The organism is Fodinibius halophilus (assembly GCF_011059105.1).
Taxonomy (GTDB): Bacteria; Bacteroidota; Rhodothermia; order Balneolales; family Balneolaceae; genus Fodinibius; species Fodinibius halophilus.
Genome location: NZ_JAALLS010000052.1, coordinates 1 through 2703, shown reverse-complemented (window position 1 = coordinate 2703; position 2703 = coordinate 1). Strand labels below are relative to the sequence as shown.

At 38.2% G+C, this 2703-nt stretch carries 4 protein-coding genes; all 4 read left to right on the top strand.

What is annotated here, in order from left to right:
• Positions 1-85: 85 nt before the first annotated feature.
• The gene (locus G3569_RS18075) at positions 86-445 is read left to right on the top strand and encodes a hypothetical protein (RefSeq protein ID WP_205720286.1); all 360 of its coding nucleotides are present in this window, start codon (positions 86-88) and stop codon (positions 443-445) included.
• 54 nt (positions 446-499) lie between these two features.
• A complete protein-coding gene (locus G3569_RS18070) occupies positions 500-772 on the top strand; it encodes a hypothetical protein (RefSeq protein WP_165271488.1) in 273 nt (90 codons plus the stop codon).
• A gap of 140 nt (positions 773-912) precedes the next feature.
• On the top strand, positions 913-1113 hold a 201-nt coding region (locus G3569_RS18510; RefSeq protein ID WP_205720285.1), incomplete at its 5' end, for a hypothetical protein.
• 293 nt (positions 1114-1406) lie between these two features.
• On the top strand, positions 1407-2543 hold the full coding sequence (locus G3569_RS18065) for a DUF4136 domain-containing protein (RefSeq protein ID WP_165271487.1): 1137 nt from the start codon (positions 1407-1409) through the stop codon (positions 2541-2543).
• Positions 2544-2703: the final 160 nt, after the last annotated feature.

Genomic DNA, 2703 nt, shown 5'->3' with positions numbered 1-2703 from the left:
TTCCGGCGCCTGCAGCTGTAGCGCCATGTCGTTATACCGCTTAAGTCTAAATCCATAAGCCTTTATGATACAACCCTTCTTCACAATGCTAATTTTGATAATATTAGCTGTTGGCTTTTGGATTTCAGGAGGTTATTTAATGAAACTTTATCAAAGGTTTTCTAAAAATTCGGAAGAAAAAGATGTACATAAAAATTTTGCTACTTTATTTGGCAATTCGATGTCATTATTAGGAAACGTATTCGTTGGCGTCCTTCTTTGCTTTCCTATTTATCTGTTGATCCGTGGTATTTACAGTCTATACGAGTTTAATAAATATGGTGTGGAATTTTCCTTTGCTTGGGAATATTTAGCCGATGATCTTTCATGGCTTTATTCAATAATATTCTTAATTGGAATTATTGGTGGTGTTGTATACTTCATAAATGGGAAAATTCAAGATTAGAGTATTACTCCTAACTCAGGGAAAGTTTAAAATATTAACAAGTCCTCAAATCTTATGAAAAACAAATACTTTTGGCCGCTAGTAATTATCGCTAGCTTAATAGCTGCTTTCATTTTAAATAGCGGCAATCCAACAGCAAATATTTTTGGAATTTTAGGCACAGCAACAGGAATTTTTTTAATGCCAGCTATTTTGGCGTTAATTATTGCTGGAATATTACGGCTTTTCAAGAAAAAGTTGGAGGATGGGAAGTTTAACAATATGTATTTGATCATTTGGGGTTGTATTCTAGTATTTTACCTACTTGGTCATTTTATGCAGCCGTAAACACAAAAAATTAGTCGCGGTATAACCCGCGCATTAAGCGGACACGCCTCGCCAATTCTTGCCTGCCTCTCATTTATTAGTTAATCTTTCATTTGTAAATAATTTCGACACTTTGGCGCGTGCAGCTTATGCGCAATGTNTTTTTAACTTCTGCTTCCCTGCCCTCGTGGTTAGCTTTCTATTCCTGCTTTTCTCTGGTTTTGTCCGGTGCTCCTGCTCGTCTCCCAAGCCTGGTTCTCGGTTTGTCTTGGCCTCCGTGGCATGTTCGCTGGTCAGTAGCTTTTGGTGGTCCTGCTTCTATCACTGGTGCTGCCGGTTGCTCTGGCTTCGCCCCAGTATAACCCGCGCTTCAACTCGGACGTGACTCGCCGGGGCTTTTCCTCAAATGGTCGCTCTGGATTGCTAGATTTTGGCCTGTTGCTTTTCAAAAAATCTGTGGCAACAGTCGGTCTCTCCTCTTCTTTTTTGCCGGTTCCTCCAACTGGTCGCGGCCACAGCTTTTCGATCGCTCCCTGTTGCTTGTATTTCCCGGTGGAATTATTAACTTGGTTCGTCAACCGTAACCACGCCGGTTAAGCGCAATGTCGTTATACAACTAATGATCAACTAAATTCAAAAAAAACTTGCTCAGTTCATGAATTCTCAATTCATCAAATTTTTTGCTACAGTATTCATAATTGCTCTATTCGCATCATGCGCTACTACTCCGCAAGTTCAAGTAGAACGTCCTTGGACAAGAACTTTAGGTCAAGCACAATCAATAGAGCTGGGCTCCAGTATTTTCATTAATGTTTCAGGTGATGAAGAGTATTTATTAATAGATAATCCCTTAATGGATAATTCAGTTTATAATGTTATTAAGAACCAGTTAGTCCGAAGAGATTTTGAAATTGTAAGTAGCAAAAATGATGCTGAATACGTTCTGAACGTTGAATATCAGTCCAAAGATGTACAAGTCATGCAAACTGAATTGTCATCTTTTCAAAGCTCATATCAACAAAGTGCGAGTGGTTCTGGATATGGCGTTTTAGCAGCTTTGGCAGTTTCCGAACAAACATCAAGCAATCAGTCAGTAAATCAAGCCGAGGTATCTACTCAAACAGCCTATCGACATACTCTTGGTTTTTCTATCACTCAGAATGATCAAACCGTTTGGACAGGAGAATCGACTTGGAAAAGTAGCAGTCTAGATGTTTCAAATAGAATAACATCAACGACTCAACTATTACTGAGTAAATTACCTGGTTATGGTGAAGTAACTCCAAGAGTTAAAGCCGTTAACCCTGAGAAAAAGAATAATTACTATAATCAATTTATTAAGGGTAATAGTTTTTTTGGACCATCACTTCCATATCTAATTAATTTTTACAAGCTATCTGGTTCGAGAACTGGTCCAAATTCATCTGGTTCAAGAACTCGTCCAAATCAAGGACTAAGCATTAGCGAATCAAATATTGCGAGAATATCAAATCCCCGAATTTTGCATGCCATAGTTGATCTAATTCAAACCGCAGAGTATGCTTTACCTAAAGAGCCTAATTATGAAAATCCAATTTCTACAAGTCAATGGGCAAAAGTTAAGTTAGGTGGTGAATATTATATTGGCAATGACGATGAAAAAACTTACATCATAGTTAACCTTGTGGGCGATAAAACGGGATATAATATTGATAGCGCTTCAAAAGTAAACAGACAAGAATACAATAGATTTCTAAATGATCTTAAAAAGTGGATAACTGCATTGAATAATTATTATGAAGTTTTTGAATAAAAACAATTAGTTGTATAACCCGCGCATTAACGCGGACGCACCTCGCCCTCTCTTGCTTGTTTTACTTTCTTGTTGCCAAATAGTAAACTGAAAATTGAATTAACGTTGATCCGTGCGCCGGTTATGCGCCATGTCGTTATTTTGCCCGCCGGCCTTCACG

Coding starts and splice junctions, on each gene's coding strand:
- G3569_RS18075 (WP_205720286.1), top strand. CDS start 86: ATGCTAATTTTGATAATATTAGCTGTTGGCTTTTGGATTTCAGGAGGT.
- G3569_RS18070 (WP_165271488.1), top strand. CDS start 500: ATGAAAAACAAATACTTTTGGCCGCTAGTAATTATCGCTAGCTTAATA.
- G3569_RS18065 (WP_165271487.1), top strand. CDS start 1,407: ATGAATTCTCAATTCATCAAATTTTTTGCTACAGTATTCATAATTGCT.